Origin of the sequence: Streptomyces johnsoniae, from assembly GCF_031845565.1 — a bacterium.
GTDB classification, from domain to species: domain Bacteria; phylum Actinomycetota; class Actinomycetes; order Streptomycetales; family Streptomycetaceae; genus Streptomyces; species Streptomyces johnsoniae.
The window spans coordinates 111,832-134,593 of record NZ_JAVREV010000002.1 but is presented as its reverse complement, the minus strand read 5'-3'; the positions used below and the strand labels follow the sequence as shown (position 1 = coordinate 134,593).

Sequence of the window (22,762 nt, the reverse complement as noted above, 5' to 3'; positions counted from 1 at the left end):
CCGGCCACACCGGGGAGACTGGGCGGGGGAGCGTGTTTCTTGGGTAGCACCTTGAACGAGTCGGAAGCCAGGGACCTGATCTTTTCCCACGCCTTCTCACGCGACTGCGCCGGAAGAGTCGGGGTGGAACTCGAGTGGCTGGTCGATGTGGACGGCGGCGGCACCGGAGAGCGTTCAGGGGCGGGGCTGACGGAGTCGGTGTCGCTGCTGGCGCGCCGCGCCGGAGCGCGGCTGCCCGGTGACAGCCTCGTCTCCCTGGAGCCCGGTGGGCAGTTGGAGCTGAGTACCCGGCCGGCCGGATCGCTGAGCGCGTGCGTCGAGCGGGCGGCCACGGACCTCGCGACGCTGCGCGCGCTCGCCACCGCACAGGGACTGGTCCTGCGGGGAGCGGGCCTGGACGACCGGCCCCCGCGTCTGCGGATCGCGCACCCCCGGTACCTGGCGCTCGACCAGTACTACCGTCAAGTCGGCGGCCAGGGCCGCGCCTTGCTGTGCAGTACGGCGTCGGTGCAGATCAATGTGGACGCGGGCGACCACTCGTCCGGCTGGCGGGGCCGCAACCGCCGCTGGGCCCTGGTCAACGTCCTCGGCCCGGTGTTCATGGCGATGTTCGCCAACTCGCCCACCAACGTCCGGGGCAGGCAGGTCCGTTCCGGTCGGCAAGTGCTGAGGCTCGCCACCGACCCGGCCCGCAGCGGCCCCTTGCCGCCGAGTGACGACCCGAGGTCCCTGTGGGCGGAGCACGCACTCGGCACCCGTGTGGTCGCGGTGCGGTCGCCGGAGAACGGAGTCTGGGAGGTGCCGTGCGGCCGGCTCACCCTGCGGCGCTGGCTGCGGGGTGGCGGGCCGCGGCCCGTTCACGCGTCCGATGTGCGGGCCCACCTCAAGTCGCTGGTCACGCCGGTCCGTGCCTGCGGGCATCTCGAACTGCGGATGATCGACGCCCAGGGGGGTGACGACTGGGTCGTGCCGCTCGCCGTGGTCGCCGTGCTGCTCGACGACGCGCAGTCCTCGGATGCCGTCTGGCGCCTGCTGGGTGCGTCCACGGTGGCGTCCGGGCGCACGGGCTGGAGGCGGGCGGCGGAAACCGGGCTGTCCGACCCCGCACTGGCCATGGCGGCAAGAACGGTCATGCACGTCGCCCTGGAAGGACTGCCGCGGCTCGGCGTTCCCTCCTGGGCCCTGGACGCCGTCGAGCGTTACGCGGACGACTACACCTTGCGTGGACTCTCGCCCGCCGACCGCCGCCCGGCCGGGTCGGCGGCGGTCGCCTGACGCCTCCGCCGCTTGAACGAGCACGGCGCGAGCACGGCACGAGCACGGGACTGGTACGGCACGAGCACGAGCACGCGCACGCGAAAGGGGCACCGGATGATGCTCGACCGCAGGGACGTGCTGCTGCGGACGTTGACCGATATGCAGCGCCACCAGCAGGGCAATCACGGCTGGGCGGTGCTCCACGAGTCGATGGCACTGCTGGCCGGTGCGGGCTCCGGCTCGCCCATGGACGCGGTGCTCGGCTCCGTATGGCAGTCGAGGCCGCGGATGAGCGAGACACATCTGATCACTCTCCTGGGCATTGCCCTGCGCACCGTCGCCGAACAGCAGCCCCGGGCCGCGGCGCTCTTCCGACCGGAACGGCCGGCCGCGGAGCGCGCCCGCCTGCTCGCGGAGGTCCTGGAGAGTCATGGCGAGGAGATCACCGCCGTCATTGCCGAACGCTCCAACTCCTTCACGGGAGCTCGCCGCTTTCTCGTGCCGCAGCTCGTCCTGGGGGCCTACGCGGCGCATCAGCGGATCGGCAGCGTGCGCCTGCTCGACATCGGGACCAGCATCGGACTGCTGCCCCGCCAGCTGAACAACCGCACGGTATTCGAACGGTTCGCGCCCGACCTGGAGTGGTACCCGCGGGCGCCGTCCTTCCGGAACATTCCGCTGGCCGCACGGTTCGGCGTCGACGCCCCTCCGCTGCCGACCCTGGAGTGGGTGCGCGGCTGTCACGGGCCGTCCACGTACTACGACGAACGCCTTTCCGAAGTCGAATGGTCCCTGGCGCAGACGGAAGCCACCGCCGCCGATCTGCGCATCCTGCCGCTCGACATCCTCAACCTTCCGGCGCTCGGCCAGTTCCTGCGCACGCACCACATCAACGTGGCCACCTGCAATTTCGTGCTCTACCAGTACGACGGGTCGACCAGGGAGCAGGTCATCGCCGCGATCACGAGGAACCTGGCACGGCCCGGACTCCTGCTCAGCATGGAGCCGGGCCACGAGCTGCGGCGCATGGGCGCCCGCGTGCGCGCCTACCTGCCGGGCAGGGCCGACGCGCTGCACGTCGCCGACGTCTCCGACGCGCATTTCGTCGGGCGCGTGACGACCGGGCCGGGATTCGCGGAGCTGACCGGTGCGGATTGGGCTCCGTGATGCTGCTGACGTTCACCGGAACCCGGCGGCTCGTCTCCTTCTTTTCCCGGCACCGGGTCCTCATCGCCGGAGCCGGCGGCCTGGCCGGCATTCTCATAGGCATCTACAGCGACGAGGCCCGCAACGTGATCCAGTGGATGTGGGACCACATGAAGACGGGTGGCGCTCTGATCGGCCTTGCCGCCGTGGGCGTGTTCTCGGCGGCGTGGTGGGGGCGTGGGAAAATAGAGCGCCGCTGGGAATCCGAGCGGGAAACGGTGGCGAGGTCCTTCGACATCCATGCGGATGACTTCGACGAAGGGCTGCCGTCCGACCACGCGGTCATCGGCAGGGAATTGCGGTACATCGAACGCCGTACCCCGTCGCCGCACCTGGTCGTCCTGCTCCACGGTCTCGGGCTCGACTCGGGCGACTTCCGCCCTTTCATGAACGTCGCGTCCCAGCACACCGTGGCCGTCACCGCGTTCGGGCACAACACCGACGAGGCCAGGGACGGCCGTTACCGTGCCATCGGGCTGGCCACCCATGCCGCTCTCATCAACGGTGCCATCACCAAGCTGTGCCGACAGTACCCGCACAAGAAGCTCACGCTGGTGGGATTTTCCGTCGGTGCCGACATGCTGTTCCGGCTCGCCGAACTCTGGGCGGATCATCCCGGCCGGAAGCCGGATGTTTCCTCCGCTCTACTCCTCGATCCCAACATCAATCACTCCACGATGATCATCACGGGCAGTGTGGCGCACCTCAATCCCGACGAACCGCTCGCCGAACTGAAACGCATCGCCGAAATACCCCGCTCCACCATCGAGTTCCAGAACGTCTGTGAATACCTGCACAAGATCACCGGTAAGGACCTCCGCCAGGTCCAGCGCTACGCACACGATCTGTGGAACTACTGGGAGCCCGCCGGACAGTACGACCTGTTCTTCCAGCGTTTCGAGCGGCTCCAGGCGGCGTGCGGAACGGTGCAGGTCCGCTTTTCCACCCATTTCGAGGAGCATTTCAACGAGGTCGTCGCGCTGGCCCGGCGGGAAGGTATCCGCGGCGTATTCGACCTGCGGCGCGTGGACCACTTCGAACTGTGCCGGGACACGTTCCTCAAAGGCGAGGTCGACGTGCTCACCCCGCGCCGGTGAGGGCCGGGCCGGTGAGGACCGGGCCGGTGGATTCGCGGGGGACCAGGTGCGGGGGGTGGATCGTCGGGGGGGCCTGGGCGTGGGGGATGTTCAGCAGGCCGAACATGGCGGCTGCCGCGGCGCGGCCCAGCTGGACGAGGTCCTGGGCGATCGTCGTCAGCCGCGGGTAGACCAGCTCGCCCAGCGGCAGGTTGTCGTAGCCGACCACCGACAGGTCGCGCGGGACGTCGAAGCCGAGGCGGCGGGCGGCGTTCATCCCGGCCACCGCCATCGTGTCGTTGGCGAACAGGACCGCCGTCGGGCGTTCCGCGGCGTCCGCCGCGAGCAGTTCGCCCATGGCGGCGACCGCGCCCTGCGCGGTGAAGTCGGAACTCAGGGTGCGGCCGGGCCGCAGGCCGCGTTCGGCCAGGGCGGTTTCGAAGACCTGCCGCCTGAAGACGGTGTGCACCCGGTCCTGCGGCCCCGACACGTACGCGATCCGCCGGTGGCCGAAGCCGAGGAGGTGGTCCACCGCGGCGCGCACGCCCGCGTCCTGGCCGCCGGCCTGAACGGCCGGGATCGGGTCGTCCTGCCAGGGCGTGCCGACCAGCACCGCGGGCAGCCGCAGGTGGCGCAGCAGCTCGAAGCGCGCGTCGCCGATGCGGCTCTCGGTGAGGATGACGCCGTCCACGCGCCGCTCCTCGGCCAGCCGCCGGTAGGCCCGTTCCTCCGCCCCCGGCTCCTCGCCGACGATGTGCAGCAGCAGACCGTAGTCGGCGGGTGCGAGTTCGCGCTCTATACCGGAGATCAGCAGCGTGAAGTGCGGGTCGGTGGCCAGGACGTCGGGGGAGCGCGCGGCGACCATGCCGACCGCCCGCGTGCGCGCCCCGCGCAGGGCGACGGCCGTGGCCGAGGGCGACCACCTCAGCTTGGCCGCGGCTTCGAGCACGCGCTGCCGGGTGGGCGCGGATATGCCGTCGCGTCCGTTCATGACCTTGGACACCGCGGAGACCGATACGCCGGCCAGCGCGGCCACGTCGGCGATGGTGGGCTTGGCGGAACGCCGCCGGTCCGTCCGTCCCGTCCGTCCCGTCACGTGAGCACTCCCTCAGACCTTGGTTTCTTCCCTGCGGAGCCGGAGGAACGCGTGTGCGACATGGGCGGGAATGAGGGGCACCACCGTACCAGCGGCGGGGAGCGCGGGAGTTGGTCCGTGCCGCACCCGTGCGCGTCCGCGTCCGCGTCGGCACCCTCTGAGGTAAAACGTTGCACCGCTCCGAACGAGGAGGGACGGTAGCGCACTGAAACGGTCGGATCAACGGGTCGACAGGGGATAGGTAAAACGATATATCTGTGCGGGGCGTCCGTGGGAGTCCGGGAGGGAACGCCCGGCACGGACGGCGGCGGGACTCGGACATCGGCCGGAAAGGGAACGGACCCAATCGATGAGGCGCAACGCGGCGAAGCTCGGCGACGGAACGCTCTGGGTGGGGGTGAACTACTGGTCCCGCACCGGCGGCCCGCTGATGTGGCGCGACTACCGGACCGACGTCATCGACGAGGAACTGCGCACCATGCGTGACCACGGGATCACGCTCACCCGCTCGTTCTTCTACTGGCCGGACTTCATGCCGGCCGAGAACACCCTCGATCCCCAACTCGTCGCCCACTACGACGACTTCCTCGACCGCCACCAGGCCCTCGGCATGACCACCATCCCGACGTTCATCGTCGGCCACATGTCAGGGCAGAACTGGGACCCGGCCTGGCGCGACGGGCGCGACATCTTCGCCGACCCGTCGTTCGTCGCCCAGCAGGAGTGGTACGTCCGCACGCTCGGCGCCCGCTGGAAGGACCACCCGGCCATCGCCGGCTGGCTGCTCACCAACGAGATCCCGATCTACGGCCACTGGCAGTCCCGCGGCATCGGCACCATCGACGCCGACGCCGTCACCACCTGGGCGAAGACCCTGATCGACGCCCTGCGCGCGGTGGGCGCCCACCAGCCCGTCTCGGTCGGCGACGGCGCCTGGGGCGTCGAGATCACCGGCGCGGACAACGGCTTCCGCATCCGCGACCTCGAACCCCTGATCGACTTCCACGGCCCGCACGTCTACCGGATGGAGACGGACGAGGTCCGCCAGCACCTCGGCGCCGCGTTCATCTGCGAGCTGCTCGGACCCATCGGCGGGAAGCCGGTGATCATGGAGGAGTTCGGCCTCACCTCTGACTACGTCTCCGAGGAGAACGCCGCCCACTACTACCGGCAGATCCTGCACAACACGCTGCTCGCCGGGGCCACCGGCTGGATTCCCTGGAACAACACCGACTACGACGAGCTGTGGGCGCAGGAGCCCTACAGCCATCACCCGTTCGAAATGCACTTCGGCCTCACCGACGACAAGGGCCGGCCGAAGGAGCAGCTGCGCGAGGTCAAGCGGTTCACCGAGGTGCTGCGCGCCGTCGACGCGCCGCGGCTGCGCCGCGCGGACACCGAGGTCGCCCTCGTGGTCTCCTCGTTCCTGGAGAAGCCCTACCCGTTCACCCAGCCCGAGGACCACACCAGCGTCTTCGCCCACACCCGGCAGGCGTATGTGGCGGCCCGCGAGGCCGATCTGCCGGTGGGCGTGGCCCGCGAGGCCGACGGGCTGCCCGACGACTGCGCGCTGTACCTGCTGCCCTCCGCCAAGCAGCTCACCGCGCCCGGCTGGCGCCACCTGCTCGGGCGGGCCGAGGCCGGGGCGACCGTGTACGCGTCGTACTACGTCGGCGAGCACCACGTGCAGCGCGGCTCGTGGTGGCCGAAGCTGGACGAGACGTTCGGCGTGGTGAAGCGGCTGCGCTACGGGCTCACCGACCCGATCGAGGACGACGAGCTGCGCGTGACGTTCCGGCGCGACTTCGGCGACATCCGCGCGGGCGAGGAGCTGGTGTTCCCCGTCGCGGGCAACGAGCACTCACGCACCTACCTGCCCGTCGAGCCGAACGGCGCCGAGGTGATCGCCACCGACGCGCACGGGCGGCCCGTTCTGCTGTCCCGTACGTACGGCGCGGGGCGGCTGGTGCTGTGCACCTACCCGGTCGAGCACATGGCCGCCGTCACCCCGCGCGTCAACCCCGAGCCGACCTGGCGGCTGTACGCGGCGCTCGCGGCGGAGGCCGGCGTCACCCCCGACGTCACCGTGGACGACCCGCGCGTGCTGGTGGGGCGCATGGAGCACGAGGACGGGCGCACGTTCGTCTGGTTCGTCAGCCAGCACCCGGAGCCGCTGACCGTCAAGCCGCGGGTCGCCGCCGGCACCCTCAGGGACCTGACCGGACAGCAGTTCCCCGCCGTCGAACTGTTCGCCTACGGTGTCGTAGTCACCGAACTCACCCGAGACTGAGGTACCCAAGATGAAGACCGAGGCCATGAAGATCGCGTCAGCCGAGGTGATCGTCACCAGTCCCGGGCGCAATTTCGTGACCCTGCGGATCACCACCGCCGACGGCCTCACCGGCCTGGGCGACGCCACGCTGAACGGCCGCGAACTGGCCGCCGCCTCCTACCTGACCGAGCACGTGGCGCCGCTGCTCACCGGCCGCGACGCCGGGCGGATCGAGGACACCTGGCAGTACCTGTACCGCGGCGCGTACTGGCGGCGCGGCCCGGTGACGATGGCCGCGATAGCCGCCGTCGACATGGCGCTGTGGGACATCAAGGCCAAGGCCGCGGGCATGCCGCTGTACGAGCTGCTCGGCGGCGCCTCGCGCACCGGCGCGCTCGCCTACGGCCACGCGTCGGGCCGGGACGTTCCCGAGCTGCTCGACTCCATCCGCGCGCACCTGGCCGACGGGTACCGCGCGATCCGGGTCCAGACCGGCGTTCCCGGCCTCGACTCCGTCTACGGCGTGGCCGCCTCCGCCGCCGGGGGCGGGGAGCGCTACGACTACGAGCCGGCGCGGCGCACGGCGCTGCCGGTCGAGGAAACCTGGGACACCCGCGCCTACCTGCGGCACATCCCCGGCGTGTTCGAGGCGGTGCGCAACGAGTTCGGGCCCGAACTGCCGCTGCTGCACGACGGGCACCACCGGATGACGCCGATCCAGGCGGCGAAGCTGGGCAAGGCGCTCGAACCGTACGACCTGTTCTGGCTGGAGGACGCCACCCCGGGCGAGGACCAGGCGGCGCTGCGGCTGATACGGCAGCACACGACGACGCCGCTGGCGATCGGCGAGGTCTTCAACTCGGCGCACGACTACACGGTGCTGCTGCGGGAGCGGCTGATCGACTACGTGCGCTCGGCCGTCACCCACACCGGCGGCGTCACGGCGATGCGCAAGCTGCTGGACCTGGCCGCCCACTACGGCGCGAAGTCCGGCATGCACGGGCCGACCGACATCTCGCCGGTGGGCATGGCCGCCGCCCTGCACCTGGACCTGGCCATCCACAACTTCGGCATCCAGGAGTACATGCGCCACTCCCCGCGCACCCTGGAGGTCTTCCGCACCAGCTACACCTTCGAGAACGGACTGCTGCATCCGTCCGACACCCCCGGCCTCGGGGTCCACCTCGACGACGAAGCGGCGGCGGCCCACCCGTACGAGCCCGCCTACCTCCCCGTGAACCGCCTGACCGACGGAACGGTCCACGACTGGTGATCAACCTGCGTCTGCCGGGGGCGGGGCGCCGTCCCGCCCCCGGCAGGTGAAAAAGGGGATGCCGATGCCCAGGAGCCCGGACGCCGTCCCGCCCGCCGGCACGAGTGGGCGGGAGCCCCGTCCACCGCGGACGATCCGTTCGATCCGCGAGTCCCTGCCGGCGGACCAGCGCGACCACTTCGGGTGACGGCCGGGATCAGCGAACGGGCGTGCTGCCGACCATGAGGACCTTGATCGCGATGGTGTCCCCGTCGATCTCATACGTCGCCCGGTAGGGGCCGACCCGCAAGCGCCTGATGTGCGTGCTGCCGAGCTTGCTGCTGTGCGGCGGCTCCGGGTGCGCCGCCAGCGCGTTCACCGCCTGGACGAGTGGCCGGACCCGGTCGCCGTCCCGGCGGCGCGGTCTCTTCAACCCCTCGGCCGCGGCGCGTTCCCAGATGACGGTGTACGTCAACGGGAGCCTCCGGTACCCGTGTCGAGCAGCTCCTCGCCCCGGGCCGCGGGTGCGGAGGTGCTGTCGCCGCGGGCGATGCGCAGCGACACTGCCAGATCGGCGAAGGCCAGTGTCTCCTCCCGGGCCTCCTCGCCGGGAGCCGCGTCGGCGAGCGCTTGCGTCCACCAGTGGTCGAGGAAGACCTCGAAGGCGACTCCCTCGGAGAGCGCCTCAAGCTCCGCCCTGAACTCCGTCCGCCGTTCCGGGCGGAGCGCGGCAGCGACCCCGGCCACACTGCGGGTGACGCCCGGATCGGGGAAGCCCAGCTGCTGACGCGCCTCTTCGACCGCGTGGGACCAGGCGGAGGTCACTCCCGCGGTGCCTTCCTCATCGTTCATGTAGCCATTTTCCGGGAGAGCGACGTACGTCGGCAAGCTCCCCGAGGGCTGCCGCCGGCCACCGGCCGCCGGCCCGCAGGGGGCCCGCCGTGCCCCTCCCCCGCGGCCGGTCGGGTTGTGAGCACGACACGGGCGGCGGGGGAGGGGGGTTCTGATGCCGGGGCGTGATTCCCCGGGGGATCAGCAGCCGCTTCAGCAGCAGTTTCAGCAGCCGTTGAGGATGCCGGTCAGTGCGCTCTTCTCGGCGGAGTCGACGGACAGGCCGTAGTGGTGCTTCACGTGGACCCAGGCGCGCGCGTAGATGCAGTGGTAGCCGCCCCGCGGGGGCAGCCATTCGGCCGGGTCCTGGTCGCCCTTGGACTGGTTGACGTTGTCGGTGACGGCGATCAGCTGCGGGCGGGAGAGGTCGTTGGCGAACGCCTCGCGCCGTGAGGTGGTCCACGAGTCGGCGCCGGAGTCCCACGCCTCGGCGAGCGGGACGAGGTGGTCGATGTCGACGTCCGAGGCGGCCGACCAGGTCGCGCCGTCGTACACGGAGTACCAACTGCCGCTGACGGCCGCGCAGCTGGAGTCGGTCTCGACGTTGCTGCCGTCGCGCTGGAGCACGACCTCGCGGGTGTTGCAGTTGCTGCCCTGGGAACTCCAGTGGGGGAAGAGGTCGCGGTCGTAGCCGGTGCGGTCCTCGGAGGTGACCGTGAGGGAGGCGAGGTAGGAGCGGGCGGTGGCCGCGCTGACGGGGGTGGGCAGTGCGGCCTGGGCCGCGGGGCCGGTGAACAGCGCGGCCAGGGATATGAGACCGGTGAGGGCGGCGAGCACACCAAGGCGTCGACGCGCGTAGATCCCGCGCGTTGCGCGGGTACGGCGGAGGCGGATCACGCGAACTCCCTTGAGGTGGGGGTGGATTCGGCTCGGCAGAGCCGCGTGGTCGTGCGTTGGCCATCATCGTGGAAAAACGTTTCTGCTAGGCGTGCGTCAGGTAACGGATTGGCGGCATGCCCACGTCACCGCCGAATTTCCGGGCGGCGCCGGACCGTTGCGGGCGGGAACGGCGGGTAACGTGGGCCGGCCGACCCGAAGGAGGGGCACCATGCCGAGAAGCCGTGAGCACGCGTACGACGTCACCGTCACCTGGACGGGCAACACCGGTGAAGGGACGGCCGGTTACCGCGCATACACGCGTGACCACGACGTGACCGCGCCGGACAAGGCGACCCGGTTGACCGGGAGCGCGGACCCGGCGTTCGTCGGCGACCCGGAGCGGTGGAACCCCGAGGAGCTGCTGGTCGCCTCGCTCTCGCAGTGCCACATGCTGTCGTACCTCGCGGTGTGCTCGCTCAAGAAGGTCGTCGTCACGGCCTACGAGGACGTGGCCCGCGGCGCGATGTCGGAAACGGCGGGCGGCGGCGGCCGTTTCACCGAAGTCGTGCTCAACCCGGTGGTGACGGTCGCCGAGGAGTCGATGGTGGAGGCCGCGACGGCCCTCCACGAGGACGCCCACCGCATCTGCTTCATCGCCAACTCGGTCAACTTCCCGGTACGCCACGCCCCGCGGATCGTCGTCGCCGGCGGCTGAGCCGGTTTGTCAGTGGCGGCTGGCAGGATCGCCGCCATGAGGGACCACTCCGCGGCGATCGCCGGCTACTGGGACGCCGCTGCCGCGTCGTTCGACGAAGAGCCTGATCACGGCCTGCGCGCGGATGCCACCCGGGCGGCGTGGGCGGCCCTGCTGCGTTCCTGGCTGCCCGCTCCGCCCGCCGAGGTGCTCGACGCGGGCTGTGGCACGGGATCGCTGTCCTTGCTGCTCGCCGAGGACGGGCACCGCGTCGTCGGGGTCGATCTGTCGCGGAAGATGATCGAGCGGGCCCGTGCCAAGTTCGCCGCCGCGCAGGTCGAGGGCCGCTCTGTCGAGGGTCGCTTCCTGGTGGGCGACGCTGCCGTGCCGCCGACGGACGGCACGTCGTTCGACGCGGTGCTGTGCCGTCATCTGATATGGACCCTGCCCGATCCGGTGGCCGCGCTGCGGGAGTGGGTCGCACGGCTGCGGCCGGGCGGCCGCCTGGTGCTCGTCGAGGGCCGCTGGGGCCGGAGCGGGGAGGGCTCGGTGCCGTATGCGGACGGTGCCGGCGGGCTGCCCTGGCAGGGCGGGGTCGGTGCGGCGGACCTCGCGGCCTGTGTCCGCCCCTTGGTGGCCGGGCTGCGGATCGAGCCACTGAGCGATGTCCAGGACCTGTGGGGTGGTGCGGTGAGCGATGAGCGGTACGCCCTCATCGGCGAGGCGGGCGAGGCGGGCGAGGCGGGCGAGATCCGCGGTTGAGTCGTCCGGCCCGCGGGACGGGGCGTTCGCCGCGCCGCGTGTGAGCGTGTGAACGTGTGAAGGCGCCTCGCCCTGGTACTCGGCGGGCTCGGGCCGATGCCGGGTGCGGCGGGCGGCCACCCGGGGTGACGGCCCGGCCGCGGGGCGCGGGCGCGTACCCTTGAAACCCCCGGCCTGCGGCGCGTGCCGGGTGTTTCGGGTTGCCCGGCGGCCCTCCGCGGCCCGCCCATCCCGCCTCCGCCGTTGCCCGTTACCCGTTGCCGAGAATCCGCAAGCCACCGGATGGAATGACCCCATGAGCCTGTACGGCCTGCTCGACGCCGTATCCGAAGAGTCCGCACTCGCCGAGGCGGTCGGCGCCGCCGCCGAGGGCGTCCGGCGCCATGTCGATCTCGTCGGCCCGCCCGCCGCCCGCCCCTTCGCGGTGGCCGCGCTGGCGCGCTCGGCCGGGCGGCCGGTCCTCGCCGTCACCGCGACCGGGCGGGAGGCCGAGGATCTGGCGGCGGCGCTGCGTTCGCTGCTGCCGCCGGACGGCGTCGCGGAGTACCCGGCGTGGGAGACGCTGCCCCACGAGCGGCTCTCGCCGCGTGCCGACACCGTCGGCCGGCGGCTGGCCGTGCTGCGGCGGCTGGCGCACCCGAGCGCCGACGATCCGGGCGCGGGGCCCGTGTCGGTCGTGGTCGCGCCGGTCAGGTCCGTGCTCCAGCCGCAGGTGGCGGGGCTCGGCGACCTGGAGCCCGTCAGCCTGCGCGGCGGCGGGAGCGCCGACCTGGCCGACGTGACGGAACGGCTGGCGGCCGCCGCCTACACGCGCGTCGAACTGGTGGAGAAGCGCGGTGAGTTCGCCGTCCGCGGCGGCATCCTCGATGTCTTCCCGCCGACCGAGGAGCATCCGCTGCGCGTGGAGTTCTGGGGCGACGACATCGAGGAGATCCGTTACTTCAAGGTCGCCGACCAGCGTTCCCTGGAAGTCGCGGAGCACGGTCTGTGGGCGCCGCCCTGCCGTGAGCTGCTGCTGACGCAGGAGGTCAGGGCGCGCGCCGCGGAGCTGGCCAAGAGCCACCCGGAGCTGGACGAGCTGCTCGGCAAGATCGCCGAGGGCATCGCGGTGGACGGCATGGAGTCGCTGGCGCCCGCGCTCGTCGACGATATGGAGCTGCTGCTCGACGTGCTCCCGGCGGGCAGCATGGCGGTCGTCTGCGATCCGGAGCGGGTGCGCGGCCGGGCCGCGGACCTGGTGGCCACCAGCCAGGAGTTCCTCCGGGCGTCGTGGGCCGCCGCCGCCATGTCCGACACCGGCGAGGCGCCGATCGACGTCGGCGCGGCCTCGCTGCGCGGCCTGGCCGAGGTGCGGGAGCGGGCCGCCGCGCTCGGGATGCCGTGGTGGTCGGTGTCGCCGTTCTCGCCCGATCTGGCGGAGGAGTCGGAGGAGGACAGCCTGCGGCTCGGCATGCGGGCGCCGGAGACCTACCGCGGCGATACGGCCCGGGCCCTCGCCGACACGAAGGGCTGGCTGGCCGAGGGCTGGCGCGTGGTGTACCTCACCGAGGGGCAGGGACCGGCCGCCCGCACCGCCGAGGTGCTGGGCGGGGAGGGCATCGCGGCCCGGCTCACCACGCCGCTGAACGGGGAGATCGCGCCGTCGGTCGTGCACGTGGCGTGCGGCGCGGTCGAGCACGGCTTCGTCGCGCAGGGCCTGAAGCTCGCGGTGCTCACCGAGACCGACCTGACCGGCCAGAAGGCGGCGGGCCGCGAGGGCGCGCGGATGCCCGCGCGGCGCCGCAAGACGCTCGACCCGCTCACGCTGGAGCCGGGCGACTACATCGTGCACGAGCAGCACGGGGTGGGCCGCTACGTCGAGATGGTGCAGCGCACGGTGCAGGGCGCCACCCGCGAGTACCTGCTGGTCGAGTACGCGCCGGCCAAGCGCGGGCAGCCGGGGGACCGGCTGTTCGTGCCGACCGACCAGCTGGACCTGGTCACCAAGTACGTCGGCGGCGAGGCGCCCTCGCTGCACCGGCTCGGCGGGGCGGACTGGACGAAGACGAAGGCCCGCGCCAAGAAGGCGGTCAAGGAGATCGCCGCGGACCTGATCAAGCTGTACTCGGCGCGGATGGCGGCCCCCGGGCACGCGTTCGGGGCGGACACGCCGTGGCAGCGGGAGCTGGAGGACGCGTTCCCCTATGTGGAGACGCCGGACCAGCTGACGACCATCGGCGAGGTCAAGGAGGACATGGAGAAGTCGGTGCCGATGGACCGGCTGGTCTGCGGTGACGTCGGCTACGGCAAGACGGAGATCGCGGTGCGCGCCGCGTTCAAGGCGGTGCAGGACGGCAAGCAGGTCGCGGTGCTCGTGCCGACGACGCTGCTGGTGCAGCAGCACTACGGGACGTTCTCCGAGCGGTACGCGCAGTTCCCCGTGAACGTGCGGCCGCTGTCGCGCTTCCAGTCGGAGGCCGACGCGCGGGCGGTGACCGAGGGGCTGCGGGACGGTGCGGTGGACATCGTGATCGGCACCCACCGGCTGTTCTCCTCGGAGGTGAAGTTCAAGGACCTCGGCCTGGTCATCGTCGACGAGGAGCAGCGGTTCGGCGTCGAGCACAAGGAGCAGCTGAAGAAGCTGCGGGCCAACGTCGACGTGCTGACGATGTCGGCCACGCCGATCCCGCGCACGCTGGAGATGGCCGTGACCGGCATCAGGGAGATGTCGACGATCACCACCCCGCCGGAGGAGCGGCACCCGGTGCTGACGTTCGTCGGCCCGTACGAGGAGCGGCAGATCGGCGCGGCGATCCGGCGGGAGCTGCTGCGCGAGGGGCAGGTCTTCTACATCCACAACCGGGTCGAGTCGATCGACCGGGTCGCCGCGCGGCTGCGGCAGATCGTGCCCGAGGCGCGGATCGCGACGGCGCATGGGCAGATGGGCGAGTCGGCGCTCGAACGGGTCGTGGTCGACTTCTGGGAGAAGCGTTCCGACGTGCTGGTCTCCACCACGATCGTGGAGTCCGGCATCGACATCTCGAACGCGAACACCCTCATCGTGGAGCGCGGCGACACGTTCGGCCTCTCCCAGCTGCACCAGCTGCGGGGGCGGGTCGGGCGCGGCAGGGAGCGCGGGTACGCGTACTTCCTGTACCCGCCGGAGAAGCCGCTGACGGAGACCGCGCACGAGCGGCTCGCCACGATCGCTCAGCACACCGAGATGGGCGCGGGCATGTACGTGGCGATGAAGGACCTGGAGATCCGCGGCGCGGGGAACCTGCTGGGCGGGGAGCAGTCGGGGCACATCGCGGGCGTCGGGTTCGACCTGTATGTGCGGATGGTCGGCGAGGCGGTGGCGGACTACCGGGCCACGCTGGAGGCGGGCGGCGGCGAGCCGGAGGAGTCGCTGCTCGAGGTGAAGATCGAGCTGCCGGTCGATGCCCACGTGCCGCACGACTACGCGCCGGGGGAGCGGCTGCGGCTCCAGGCGTACCGGTCGATCGCTGCGGCGAACACGGAGGACGACATCCGCGCGGTCCGCGAGGAGCTGGCCGACCGTTACGGCCCGCTGCCCGAGCCGGTGGAGAATCTGCTGCTCGTCGCGGGCCTGCGGATGCTGGCCCGGTCCTGCGGCGTCACGGACGTCACGCTCCAGGGCAGCCGGATCAGGTTCTCGCCGGTGGAGCTGCGGGAGTCGCAGGAGCTGCGGCTGAACCGGGTGTACCCGGGCTCGGTGATCAAACGTGCCACCAAGCAGGTGCTGGTGCCGCGCCCGGCCACGGCCAGGATCGGCGGCAAGCCGCTGGCCGGCCGCGACCTGCTCGCCTGGACCGGCGAGTTCCTGACCACGATTCCGGGCTCGTAGGGGCGTCCCGTCCCGGCGGGGGCGCGGGCCGCCGGGACGGAGCCGAGGGAGGGGCGTCCGAGGCTCAGAGCGGGATCTCCCAGATGGCCGGGGTGGAGTCGAGCTCCAGGGCCTGCTCGATCTGGACTTCGAGCGCGGCGGCGTCCGGCGGGGCGTCGAAGGCGTATTCGGCGCTCGCCGTCCTGCCGGGCAGCAGCTCGCCGTTGAAGCCGGTGCCGACGGTGTCGTCGTAGATCGTCTCGGCCGTCACGCCGTCCGCCCCGGCCCGCGCGCTGGCCAGAACGAAGGTGGTGTCCACGGATTCCTCGCCGTTGTTGGCCAGCGAGACGGTGACCGAGTACGCCGCGTTGCCCTCGGTGTGGCCGACGGCCCAGTCGGTGGGCGTGTAGGGCTCGGCCGCCGAGACGGTGATCTCGAAGCCGCTGTCGTAGACGGCGGTCTCCTCGGCCGCGAACAGGCCGTCGTCCGTTCCTTCCTCCGTCGCTTCTTCCTCGGCGGTGCCGCCGTTCTCCCCGCCGTCCTCCTCGGTGTTCTCCTCGGCCTGTTCGCCCTCCGCGCCGCCCGAGCCCGTGGCGCTCTCCGGGTCGTCCTCGCTCGAACAGGCGGTGAGCCCGCCCAGGGCGAGCGTCGCGGCGGCGGCGCCGGCGAGGGCGAGCATGCGCTGCCTGGCGAAACGGGGTGCGGCGGTCTTGGACACGAGGATTCCCTCTCCTGAAAGCAACTCTTAATCAACCGGCCCCCTTTGGGCTGGCGCGGTCAATCAGAGCACAGGCTGTGAATTGAGTCAACGCGCACTTCGGTGAGTGCCGTTGTGCTTCCCGTGTATCGGTGTGGACACCGGCACGGGTAGGGTCGGAAGATCGCCACAGCTTGAGGACACCCCGACGAACGGAGGCCGCCACGTGCCCGGGCAGCACAGCGAGGTCACCGCCGCCGGAATCGCCCGTCTCGCCGGGGTCGGCCGCGCCGCCGTCAGCAACTGGCGCAGGCGCTACGACCACTTCCCCCGCCCCATCGGCGGCACTGCGACCAGCCCCACCTTCTCGCTCCCCGAGGTCGAGCAGTGGCTGCGCGAGCAGGGCAAACTCGCCGAAGTGCCGCTGCGGGAGCGGCTCTGGCAGCTGGTCGGCGACGACCCGGCCGGAGCCGCCGCCGCGCTGGCGCGCACCGGCGAGCAGTACCTGGCCCAGAGCGCCGCGACCGAGGGACCCGCGCTCGCCCGCGCCGCGGCGGCCCTCGCGGCCGAGGAGGGCCCCGCCCCCGCGTACGAGTTCCTCCTCGCCCGCCACCTCGACGCAGGCGCCCGCCAGCTCACCCTGACCCCGCCGGAGACCGCCGCCCTGATGGCCGCGCTCGCCGGCCCCGCCGAGTCGGTGCTCGACCCGGCCTGCGGCCCCTGCACCCTGCTGGCCGCCGCGCGCACCGCCGCGGGCGCGCCGCCCGGCGAGCTGTACGGCCAGGAGACCGATCCCGTCCTCGCCCGCCTCGGCAGCCTGCGGCTCGCCCTGCGCGGCACGACCACCGTCCAGGTCCGCGGCGGCGACACGCTCCTCGCGGACGCCTTCCCCGGCCTGGCCGTCGACGCCGTGCTCTGCCACCCCCCGTTCAACGAACGCAACTGGGGCCACGACCAGCTCACCTACGACCCGCGCTGGGAGTACGGCCTGCCCGCCCGCACCGAGTCGGAGCTGGCCTGGGTCCAGCACGCCCTGGCGCGGCTCCGCCCCGGCGGCACCGCCGTCGTGCTCATGCCCCCGGCCGCCGCCTCCCGGCGCACCGGGCGGCGCGTCCGCGCCGCACTGCTGCGCCGCGGCGCGCTGCGCGCCGTCGTCGCGCTGCCCGCGGGGGCCGCGCCCCCGCACAGCCTCGCGCTCCACCTCTGGGTGCTGCGCAGACCCGGCGCCGAGCCGGCCGCCGATCCGCGGCTGCTGGTGGTCGACACGGCGACGGCCCACCGCGCGGCGGGCCGCGCCCCGCTCGACTGGCCGGCGCTGCACCGCACCGTGCTCGACGCCTGGCTCGCGTTCGACCGGGACGGCGACGTCGCGGAACGTCCCGGCATCCACCGCGCCCTGCCCGTGATCGACCTGCTCGACGACGAGGTCGATCTCGCCCCGGGCCGCCACCTGCCGCCGCCCGCGTCCGCCACCGGCGCCGCGGGGCTCGCCGCCGTGCGCGAGGACCTGCGGGACACGCTGCGCCGCACCCACGACCTGGCCCCCGGGCCGGGCCGCGCCGACCCGGCCGAGGGGGCCCACTGGTCCACCGTCACCATCGGCGAACTCGCCCGCACCGGCGCCCTGGAGATCCACCCCCCGCCCGGCGCGCCCGCGCCCGCGGCGGGGGACGTGCTCGTTCCGCTGCTGCTCCAGGGCGCCACGACCCGCGTCATCGGCGCGGAGGAGCCGGCGCCCGCGGCGCCCGACCGGCACACCTGCCTGCTGCGGCCCGATCCGGGGGCGCTGGACCCGTGGTTCCTCGCCGGCTTCCTGCGCGCCACCGCCAACACGCGGCAGGCCGGCAGCTACGCCTCCAGCTCCACCCGCGTCGACGTGCGCCGGCTCAAGGTGCCGCGGCTGCCGCTCGCCGCCCAGCGCCGCTACGGCCGCCGGTTCCGCGACCTCGCCGCGTTCGAGGCGGCCCTCGACCACGCGGCGGACCTCGGCCGCCGGCTGATCCAGGGCACCGTGGACGGCCTGACCGGGGGAACGCTGCCGCCCGGGGACTGAACCGCCGCCGCGCGGCGGGGATATCATCTGCACCCCGACCCGAGGATCGAACGGGCACCGACACGGGCCCGAGGGGGAGTCTGCTGATGTACGGCCCGCCGCCCGTGCGGCCCAGGACCGGCGCCAGGGCCCTCGTCGTGCGCTGGCTTTTCGCCCTCTTCCCCATCGGCTCGCTCGGGCTGCTCGCCTGGGTGCCCTCGCTCCGGTTCGCCGTGCTCCGCGGGCGCGGCACCGACTGGGCGGTCTTCAGCCTCTTCTGCTCGCTCACCGTCGCCGAGGTGGTGCTGATCAGCGCCGTTCCCGACGACGAGAGCAACCTCAGCGCGTTCGCCGGTTTCTACGCGCTCGCCTACCTCGTCGGGGCCACCGTCCACGCCGTGCGCGCCGACCGCTTCCCGCGGCGGGCCGCCGTTCCGCCCGGCCACGTTCCGCCCGGCCACGTTCCGCCGCCGCCCGCGCACCGGCCGGTCGCGCCGCGGCCGCACCCGGGGGCCGTCGCCGCGCCGCGGGCGACGTCCCCGCGCATGCGCCAGGTCGCCTCGGAGCTGGACGAACTGGGCGCGCTGCTGCGCGGGCAGGAGGGCAGGTGACCGGCCGGCTGCTGGCCGGGCGCTACGAGCTGGCCGAGCCGCTGGGCAAGGGCGGCATGGGGGAGGTGTGGTCCGGGCACGACCGTTCCCTCGGCGGGCGCCGCGTCGCGGTGAAGCTCCTGAACGCCGACCGGCTCGCCTCCCTGTCCGGCACCAGCGACCCCGAGGAGCTGCGCCGCCGCTTCCTGCGCGAGGCCCGCGTCACCGCGCGCATCGACCACCCGGGCCTGGTGGCGGTGCACGACGCGGGGCAGGAGGGCGAGGTGCTGTTCCTCGTCATGCAGCTCGTCGACGGCTGCGGACTCGGCGACCACCTCGCCGAGCACGATCCCTACCCGTGGCCGTGGGCCGCGGCCGTGCTGGCCCAGCTCTGCTCGGCGCTCGCCGCCGTGCACACGGTGCGGATCGTTCACCGCGACCTCAAGCCGGGGAACGTCATGATCCGCCCGGACGGCCGGGCCACCGTGCTCGACCTCGGCATCGCCGCCGTGCGCGGCGACGGCGAGGACACCCGCCTGACGCGCACCGGAACGCTGCTCGGCACGCCCGTCTACATGGCGCCGGAGCAGGCCGTGGGGGACGTTCCGGTCGGCCCAGGCGCCGACCTGTACGCGCTGGGCGCCATCGGCTACGAGCTGCTGACCGGCCGGGTGCCGTTCACCGCCCCGAACGCGGCCGGGCTGCTGTACAAGAAGCTGCACGAGGAGCCGGTGCCCGTGGCCCGCCTGCGGCCGGACGCCCCGCCGCAGCTCGCGGCGCTGATCCACCACCTGCTGGCCAGGGCCCCGCAGGACCGCCCCGCCGACGCGCACCAGGTGTTCGCCGTCCTCGCCCCGCTGCTGCCCCCGCCCGCGGGGCACGCGCCGGGCGCGGACGGTGGTGCGGGGGGTGGTGCGGGGGGCGCGCCGCTCGATCCGACCCGCCCGTTCCGCCACCCGATGGCGCCCTGGCCCGCGCCGCGGCCCCGTGAACCGGACCTGTCCACCGCGCTGGAGGAGATCAAGCACCTGCTCGCCCTCGGCCAGTACCCGCAGGTCGCCGGCCTGCTCAGCCGTACGCTGCCGGTCGCGGTGGGCCGGTACGGGGAGGGGTCCGCGGTGGTGCGCAGCCTGCGCAAGCAGTACGCCGCGACGCTGCTCGACATCGGGCGCTACGCGGAGGCGCTGCCCGAGATCCAGCGGCTCGCCCACGAGTTCACGCTGGAGAACGGGCCCCACGACGCGGTGGTGCGGCAACTGCGGGCCGATGAACAGCTGTGCCTGCAACAGCTCGGCCACGCGCCGTGATTCAGGCTCCCCCGCCAGGACTCGAACCTGGACATACGGTACCAAAAACCGCAGTGCTGCCGATTACACCACAGGGGATGGTGAATTGGGCCGGTCGTTCCCATTGATCGGACTGCCCGCCCGACAGGACACACTATGCCAGCACGCCGGGGCCCGGTGCGACGGCATCACCCTGGGCGTCATGGGCACGGCAACGGCCCAAGCGCCGCCGCGGTGGCGGTCCGTGCCCGCCGGAGCCACGGTGCGTGGCCGCTTCCCCGACCGGAAAAGCGGTGGCTTCCGCCCGTAGTCTGGTCGTCATGACAGCTACGGGGGCGGCCACGGCGGAGGGGAGCTTCGAGCTGGGATGGTGGACGCGCCGGCGCAGCGTCGCGCTCGACGGCGCGCTCGCCCTGGCGTCCGCGGCCGAGTGCGCGGTCCACGGGATCGGCTTCGCCGAGCGCACCGGACTGCCCGTCTGGCTCGTGGTGATCTCCGGAGCCATGGCCGGCCTGGTGCTGATCGTCCGGCGCCGCTGGCCGCTGGCCGTGATCCTCGTCTCGGTCGCCGTCCTGCCCGCGAACATGGGCGGCATGCTGGCCCTGGTCGGCCTCTACACCCTCGCCACCACCGAGGCGCCGCGGCGGATCATCGCCGCGCTCGCCTGCATGGAGGGCGGTGGCGTGGTCATCGTGAGCTACCTGCTGCTCGACCAGGACCCCGCCCTGCGGGAACAGGCGCTGCCCGCGTGGTTCCAGCCGCTCGTCTCCGTTCTCTTCGGGGTGGCCGCCGTGCTGCCCCCGGTGCTGCTCGGCATGTACGTGCGGGCCAGACGGCGGCTGGTCGAAACGCTGCGCGACCGCGCCCAGGGGCTGGAAGCCGAACTGTCGCTCCTCGCCGACCGCGCCGAGGAGCGCGCGGAGTGGGCGCGCGAGGAGGAACGGCGGCGCATCGCGCGCGAGATGCACGACGTCGTCGCGCACCGGGTCAGCCTGATGGTGGTTCACGCGGCGGCGCTCCAGGCGGTGGCGGCCAAGGACCCGGACAAGGCCGCGCGCAACGCCACCCTCATCGGTGACATGGGACGGCAGGCGCTGACCGAGCTGCGCACGATGCTGGGCGTGCTGCGCGCCGGGGAGCCGGCGGTGCGGCCGGACGCCTCCGCCCGCCTGGCCGAGATCGCGGGCTCGGCGAAGACGCGGCAGCAGGAGGCGGAGGAGCAGGGCCCTTCGCTGACGGAGCTGGCCGCCCTGGTCGACCAGTCGCGCGCCGCGGGCATGACGGTGGACCTCGCGGTGGAGGGCGAGCCGCGGGGCTACGCGGAGCAGGTGGAGTCGACGGCGTACCGGGTGGTGCAGGAGGCGCTGACCAACGTGCACAAGCACGCGGCCGGTGCGGCGGCGCGGGTACGGCTCGCGTACCGGGAGGGCGAGGTCGCGGTGCTGGTGCAGAACGAGGCGCCACGGGGCGGCGGCGGGGCGAGCCTGCCGAGCGGGGGCAACGGCCTGGTCGGGATGCGGGAGCGGGTGGCGGCGCTCGGCGGCGGCTTCGTGTCGGGCCCGACGGACGCGGGCGGCTTCCGGGTCTCCGCGGTGATCCCGGACCGGGCGGCGGCCGACGGGGCGGCTGCGGACGGGACGGCGGCGGACCGGGCGGCCCGGGACAGGGCGGCCCGGGACAGGGCGGTGCCGGGCGGAACGGTCCCGGAGCAGCGGTCCGCCCATGGATGAGGCCGCCCCCGGACTGTTCGGCACCGCGTTCACGGCCGATCCGTACCCGGCGTACGCGTGGCTGCGCACCAACGCGCCGGTGCACAAGACGGTGCTGCCCAGCGGGGTGTCGGCCTGGCTCGTGACGCGGTACGCCGACGCGCGGCGGGCGCTGGCCGATCCGCGGCTGAGCAAGGACCCGCGGCGGCACCGGGCGGCGGAGCACGCCTCGGGCCGGGTGGGCATCCCGGGTGAGCGCCGCGCCAATGTGATGACGCACCTGCTGAACATCGACCCGCCCGACCACACGCGGCTGCGGCGGCTGGTGTCCCAGGCGTTCACCCCGCGGCGGGTCGCCGCGTTCGAGCCGCGGGTGCGGGAGCTGGCGGACCGACTGGTGGACGGCTTCGCGGAACGGGGCAGCGCCGATCTGATCGACGAGTTCGCGTTCCCGCTGCCGATCTACGCGATCTGCGACATGCTCGGCGTTCCCGCGGAGGACCAGGACGACTTCCGGCACTGGGCCGGGATGATGCTGCACACCGCGGGAAAGCGCGGCGGGGTGGGGCGCGCGGTGAAGCGGATGCGCGCTTATCTGGGGGAGTTGATCCACCGCAAGCGCGAGGATCTGGGCGACGACCTGATCTCGGGCCTGATCCGGGCCTCCGACGACGGCGAGCAGCTGTCGGAGGAGGAGGCCGCGGCGATGGCGTTCATCCTGCTGTTCGCGGGCTTCGAGACGACGGTCAACCTCATCGGCAACGGCATGCTGTCCCTGCTGCGCAACCCGGCGGAGCTGGCGCGGCTGCGCGGGGCGGTCGCGGCGGGCGACGAGGCGCTGCTCGCGTCCGCGGCCGAGGAACTGCTGCGGTTCGACGGGCCGGTGGAGTTGGCGACGTGGCGTTTCGCGACCGAGCCGCTGACGCTCGGCGGGGAGCGGGTGGCCACGGGCGATCCGGTGCTCGTGGTGCTGGCGGCGGCGGACCGGGACCCGGAGCGGTTCGCGGCACCGGACACGCTGGACCTCGGGCGGGCGGACAACCCGCATCTGGGATACGGGCACGGCATTCACTACTGTCTGGGCGCGCCGCTGGCGCGGGCCGAGGCGCGGACGGCGCTCGCCACGCTGCTCGGCCGCCTGCCCGATATCCGACTGGCCGCGGACCCGGGGGAGTTGCGGTGGCGCGGTGGCCTCATCATGCGCGGCCTGCGTGCACTGCCCGTGGAGTTCGGCCCTCGGTGATGACGCGGAGTCAGCGGTGTGATCTGCGTGTGATCTGCATGGGATCGGCTTGTG

At 72.9% G+C, this 22,762-nt stretch carries 18 protein-coding genes and 1 tRNA gene; 13 read left to right on the top strand and 6 right to left on the bottom strand.

The features are described from left to right. Positions 1–123 precede the first annotated feature (123 nt). The 3 genes from RM779_RS03665 to RM779_RS03655 all read left to right on the top strand — a co-directional run bounded on the left by RM779_RS03665 (position 124) and on the right by RM779_RS03655 (position 3,560). Positions 124–1,275, top strand: coding sequence for a glutamate-cysteine ligase family protein (locus RM779_RS03665; RefSeq protein WP_311615714.1), 1,152 nt, complete (start codon positions 124–126; stop codon positions 1,273–1,275). Positions 1,276–1,371: 96 nt separating this feature from the next. Next, on the top strand, positions 1,372–2,424 hold the full coding sequence (locus RM779_RS03660; RefSeq protein ID WP_311615712.1) for a hypothetical protein: 1,053 nt from the start codon (positions 1,372–1,374) through the stop codon (positions 2,422–2,424). After that, positions 2,424–3,560 carry an alpha/beta fold hydrolase gene (locus RM779_RS03655; protein WP_311616496.1) on the top strand — a complete coding sequence of 379 codons (1,137 nt, stop codon included), beginning with the start codon at positions 2,424–2,426 and terminating at the stop codon, positions 3,558–3,560. The genes RM779_RS03660 and RM779_RS03655 overlap by 1 nt, the downstream gene beginning before the upstream one ends. Here the strand turns inward: RM779_RS03655 and RM779_RS03650 are convergent. Then, on the bottom strand, positions 3,544–4,635 hold the full coding sequence (locus RM779_RS03650; protein ID WP_311615710.1) for a LacI family DNA-binding transcriptional regulator: 1,092 nt from the start codon (positions 4,633–4,635) through the stop codon (positions 3,544–3,546). The two genes, RM779_RS03655 and RM779_RS03650, sit on opposite strands and share 17 nt — an antisense overlap. Positions 4,636–4,984: 349 nt before the next feature. Between RM779_RS03650 and RM779_RS03645 the strand changes: the two genes are divergently transcribed. Then, positions 4,985–6,925, top strand: coding sequence for a cellulase family glycosylhydrolase (locus tag RM779_RS03645; protein WP_311615708.1), 1,941 nt, complete (start codon positions 4,985–4,987; stop codon positions 6,923–6,925). Between the two features lie 25 nt (positions 6,926–6,950). Next, entirely contained in the window at positions 6,951–8,180 is a 1,230-nt protein-coding gene (gene manD / locus RM779_RS03640) for a D-mannonate dehydratase ManD (RefSeq protein WP_311616494.1), read from the top strand. Between the two features lie 196 nt (positions 8,181–8,376). Here manD and RM779_RS03635 read toward each other — a convergent pair whose 3' ends face one another. The 3 genes from RM779_RS03635 to RM779_RS03625 all read right to left on the bottom strand — a co-directional run bounded on the left by RM779_RS03635 (position 8,377) and on the right by RM779_RS03625 (position 9,884). Further along, positions 8,377–8,634 carry a type II toxin-antitoxin system RelE family toxin gene (locus RM779_RS03635; protein ID WP_311615706.1) on the bottom strand — a complete coding sequence of 86 codons (258 nt, stop codon included), beginning with the start codon at positions 8,632–8,634 and terminating at the stop codon, positions 8,377–8,379. Continuing rightward, a complete protein-coding gene (locus RM779_RS03630) occupies positions 8,631–9,011 on the bottom strand; it encodes a hypothetical protein (RefSeq protein WP_311615704.1) in 381 nt (126 codons plus the stop codon). Before RM779_RS03630 ends, RM779_RS03635 begins: the two co-directional genes overlap by 4 nt. A 204-nt stretch (positions 9,012–9,215) precedes the next feature. Next, complete coding sequence (locus RM779_RS03625; protein WP_394813229.1) at positions 9,216–9,884, bottom strand: HNH endonuclease family protein; 669 nt, start codon at positions 9,882–9,884, stop codon at positions 9,216–9,218. Between the two features lie 214 nt (positions 9,885–10,098). Between RM779_RS03625 and RM779_RS03620 the strand changes: the two genes are divergently transcribed. The 3 genes from RM779_RS03620 (at position 10,099) to mfd (ending at position 15,172) form a co-directional block, all read left to right on the top strand. Beyond that, positions 10,099–10,584 carry an OsmC family protein gene (locus RM779_RS03620; RefSeq protein WP_311615699.1) on the top strand — a complete coding sequence of 162 codons (486 nt, stop codon included), beginning with the start codon at positions 10,099–10,101 and terminating at the stop codon, positions 10,582–10,584. Between the two features lie 36 nt (positions 10,585–10,620). After that, positions 10,621–11,325 carry a class I SAM-dependent methyltransferase gene (locus tag RM779_RS03615; RefSeq protein ID WP_311615697.1) on the top strand — a complete coding sequence of 235 codons (705 nt, stop codon included), beginning with the start codon at positions 10,621–10,623 and terminating at the stop codon, positions 11,323–11,325. 295 nt (positions 11,326–11,620) lie between these two features. Then, positions 11,621–15,172, top strand: a complete 3,552-nt coding sequence (gene mfd / locus RM779_RS03610) for a transcription-repair coupling factor (RefSeq protein WP_311615695.1) — start codon at positions 11,621–11,623, stop codon at positions 15,170–15,172. 64 nt (positions 15,173–15,236) lie between these two features. Here mfd and RM779_RS03605 read toward each other — a convergent pair whose 3' ends face one another. After that, on the bottom strand, positions 15,237–15,869 hold the full coding sequence (locus tag RM779_RS03605; protein ID WP_311615692.1) for a DUF4352 domain-containing protein: 633 nt from the start codon (positions 15,867–15,869) through the stop codon (positions 15,237–15,239). 205 nt (positions 15,870–16,074) lie between these two features. On the opposite strand from RM779_RS03605, the gene RM779_RS03600 reads away from it, so the two are divergent. The 3 genes from RM779_RS03600 to RM779_RS03590 all read left to right on the top strand — a co-directional run bounded on the left by RM779_RS03600 (position 16,075) and on the right by RM779_RS03590 (position 19,777). Beyond that, positions 16,075–17,901 carry an N-6 DNA methylase gene (locus RM779_RS03600; RefSeq protein WP_311615690.1) on the top strand — a complete coding sequence of 609 codons (1,827 nt, stop codon included), beginning with the start codon at positions 16,075–16,077 and terminating at the stop codon, positions 17,899–17,901. Between the two features lie 86 nt (positions 17,902–17,987). Next, the gene (locus tag RM779_RS03595; protein WP_311615688.1) at positions 17,988–18,491 is read left to right on the top strand and encodes a hypothetical protein; all 504 of its coding nucleotides are present in this window, start codon (positions 17,988–17,990) and stop codon (positions 18,489–18,491) included. Then, positions 18,488–19,777, top strand: coding sequence for a serine/threonine-protein kinase (locus tag RM779_RS03590; RefSeq protein WP_311615686.1), 1,290 nt, complete (start codon positions 18,488–18,490; stop codon positions 19,775–19,777). Before RM779_RS03595 ends, RM779_RS03590 begins: the two co-directional genes overlap by 4 nt. A 6-nt stretch (positions 19,778–19,783) precedes the next feature. Here the strand turns inward: RM779_RS03590 and RM779_RS03585 are convergent. Beyond that, a tRNA-Gln gene (locus tag RM779_RS03585) sits at positions 19,784–19,855 on the bottom strand. A gap of 221 nt (positions 19,856–20,076) precedes the next feature. Between RM779_RS03585 and RM779_RS03580 the strand changes: the two genes are divergently transcribed. After that, complete coding sequence (locus RM779_RS03580; protein ID WP_311615684.1) at positions 20,077–21,486, top strand: sensor histidine kinase; 1,410 nt, start codon at positions 20,077–20,079, stop codon at positions 21,484–21,486. Next, positions 21,479–22,708, top strand: coding sequence for a cytochrome P450 family protein (locus RM779_RS03575; RefSeq protein ID WP_311615682.1), 1,230 nt, complete (start codon positions 21,479–21,481; stop codon positions 22,706–22,708). Before RM779_RS03580 ends, RM779_RS03575 begins: the two co-directional genes overlap by 8 nt. Positions 22,709–22,762: the final 54 nt, after the last annotated feature.

Excerpts from the sequence above, each read along its gene's own strand:
- RM779_RS03655 (WP_311616496.1), top strand. The coding sequence starts at position 2,424 with ATGCTGCTGACGTTCACCGGAACCCGGCGGCTCGTCTCCTTCTTTTCC.
- RM779_RS03645 (WP_311615708.1), top strand. The coding sequence starts at position 4,985 with ATGAGGCGCAACGCGGCGAAGCTCGGCGACGGAACGCTCTGGGTGGGG.
- RM779_RS03630 (WP_311615704.1), bottom strand. The coding sequence starts at position 9,011 with ATGAACGATGAGGAAGGCACCGCGGGAGTGACCTCCGCCTGGTCCCAC.
- RM779_RS03615 (WP_311615697.1), top strand. The coding sequence starts at position 10,621 with ATGAGGGACCACTCCGCGGCGATCGCCGGCTACTGGGACGCCGCTGCC.
- RM779_RS03595 (WP_311615688.1), top strand. The coding sequence starts at position 17,988 with ATGTACGGCCCGCCGCCCGTGCGGCCCAGGACCGGCGCCAGGGCCCTC.
- RM779_RS03580 (WP_311615684.1), top strand. The coding sequence starts at position 20,077 with ATGACAGCTACGGGGGCGGCCACGGCGGAGGGGAGCTTCGAGCTGGGA.
- RM779_RS03660 (WP_311615712.1), top strand. The coding sequence starts at position 1,372 with ATGATGCTCGACCGCAGGGACGTGCTGCTGCGGACGTTGACCGATATG.
- RM779_RS03620 (WP_311615699.1), top strand. The coding sequence starts at position 10,099 with ATGCCGAGAAGCCGTGAGCACGCGTACGACGTCACCGTCACCTGGACG.
- manD (WP_311616494.1), top strand. The coding sequence starts at position 6,951 with ATGAAGATCGCGTCAGCCGAGGTGATCGTCACCAGTCCCGGGCGCAAT.
- mfd (WP_311615695.1), top strand. The coding sequence starts at position 11,621 with ATGAGCCTGTACGGCCTGCTCGACGCCGTATCCGAAGAGTCCGCACTC.
- RM779_RS03575 (WP_311615682.1), top strand. The coding sequence starts at position 21,479 with ATGGATGAGGCCGCCCCCGGACTGTTCGGCACCGCGTTCACGGCCGAT.